1 protein-coding gene is annotated in these 1,824 nt (G+C 28.6%); it reads right to left on the reverse strand.

What is annotated here, in order from left to right; genetic code table 11:
- Positions 1-109: 109 nt before the first annotated feature.
- The gene (locus tag BM027_RS17795; RefSeq protein WP_090094508.1) at positions 110-1,411 is read right to left on the reverse strand and encodes an IS110 family RNA-guided transposase; all 1,302 of its coding nucleotides are present in this window, start codon (positions 1,409-1,411) and stop codon (positions 110-112) included.
- Positions 1,412-1,824 lie beyond the last annotated feature (413 nt).

The raw sequence follows: 1,824 nt of genomic DNA on the forward strand, positions 1-1,824 counted from the left end.
TAGACCAGCTAATAATAGTCAAGTAAATTTTAAAAAAATTCAAATATAAAAAAGTGCATATAAAACAAACCGTTTGAAAACACGAACGGTTACAAAAAATGGAATTTAATTAAGCTATCTTGCTTAGAGAAGTATTTTCTAAAAACATTTGTTTATGTATTTTAGGATCTCTTTGTTCAAAGGGCTTTTGATTTCTAAGCACAGCAAAAATGTAGTTAATAATTTTACGCATTATAGCAACTAAAGCAATTTTAGGCTTCTTACCTTTAAGGTTATTTTGATAATAGTCTAATAATATTGCATTTGTGGGATTTCCACTTCGATTACGTCTTATTGAAGCAAGTGATACAGCATATAATGCTCTTCGACCTATTCGGGTTCCACGTTTCGAAATCCTATTTTGATCGCCTTCAAATTTACCAGATTGATTAACTGAGCTATCAACACCAAAGAATGCGACAAGGTGTTTAGGTTTAATAAAGCCATTAATATCACCAATTTCAGCTATTAATGTAATAGCTGTCAAATGTCCTATACCTGTAATAGAATCTATTAGTTCGATATTTTCTTTTATAGATTTAGGAAATTCAGATGATTCAAGTAAAGTATTGATTTCACTTAATAAAGTATTGATTTCTGATTTGAAAGTTTTTATTAATGTCAAAGAACTCGATATTTTAACAGCTAGACCGTTCAGCGGTACGCCAATGATATCTGCTTCTTTGGCAGCATTAATGAGCTTAGAATACATATTTTCACACCAACATAAACTCCTTCTAGAATTTTCAATGAGAATTTTAATTATATCTTCTTTAGGTGCATCTAATATTGATTTGGGAGTTGGATAACTACTCAAAATTGCAATTGATGTATTAGAAGTTGGTTTTGAAAATATTGTACTATAATTTGGAAAAATAACTCGTAAATCAGCAGATAGCTTCTTTTTAAATGTCGAACAGCTATCTGTAAGTTTATAATATTCTCTAACTAGATTTTTCAAAAGGAAAATATCAAGATCAAGTGATTGAGATAACTTAATATTTTGAAATTTTCCTATTGTTGCAATAGATAAAGCATCTTTTTTATCATTTTTCACTTTTCTTATATCCATATTTTTGTTACACTTAGTAATGAGTGGATTGATAACAAATGTGTTGTCAAAATTTTTATTTAGATAGTGGAAAAGAGATAAGTGGTACACACCAGTGGACTCCATGAAAATGCCTGTTTTCATGTTAAACTCTTTTTCCACTTTTTTTATTTCATTAACTAAGTGATCAAATCCTTTGGCATCATGCTTTATCTTAAAAGATTTCTTATAAACGTCACCATTCGGTGCGAGTATTGCAACATATGAAAAATCAGCTGAAACATCAATTCCTACTACAGGACTATAAAAAAATTTAGACATAGTATATATCTCCTTTAAATTTAATTTGAGATAGAATAGAACTTCCACTCTATCAGATAGCTTATAACCTTGTTTGTGACACGGGTAATTCCCAAAGGGAAACCCAACCAGCTAAACATAGAATTCTACCTGATGGAATGATACGCTATTTTGCGGGTATGAACTAAAAAAGCTTCCCAAGGATATCACATCTATCTTCTATTCAGGAGTATTATACTAAACTATATTAAGTTTGGTTAGATTCCTTTTTGGAATTAATATAAAAAACCATTTAAATACGAAATGTAAATTGATTATAATGCATAAGATAGGTAATAAATAAGAATATTAAAAAATATAAGAAGTGAAATGTTCGTTAGAAATATAAATAGTTTTTTATTAAATTTACAACTTAATTATACAAGGATATAATA

The organism is Clostridium uliginosum (assembly GCF_900112485.1).
Lineage (GTDB): Bacteria > Bacillota > Clostridia > Clostridiales > Clostridiaceae > Clostridium > Clostridium uliginosum.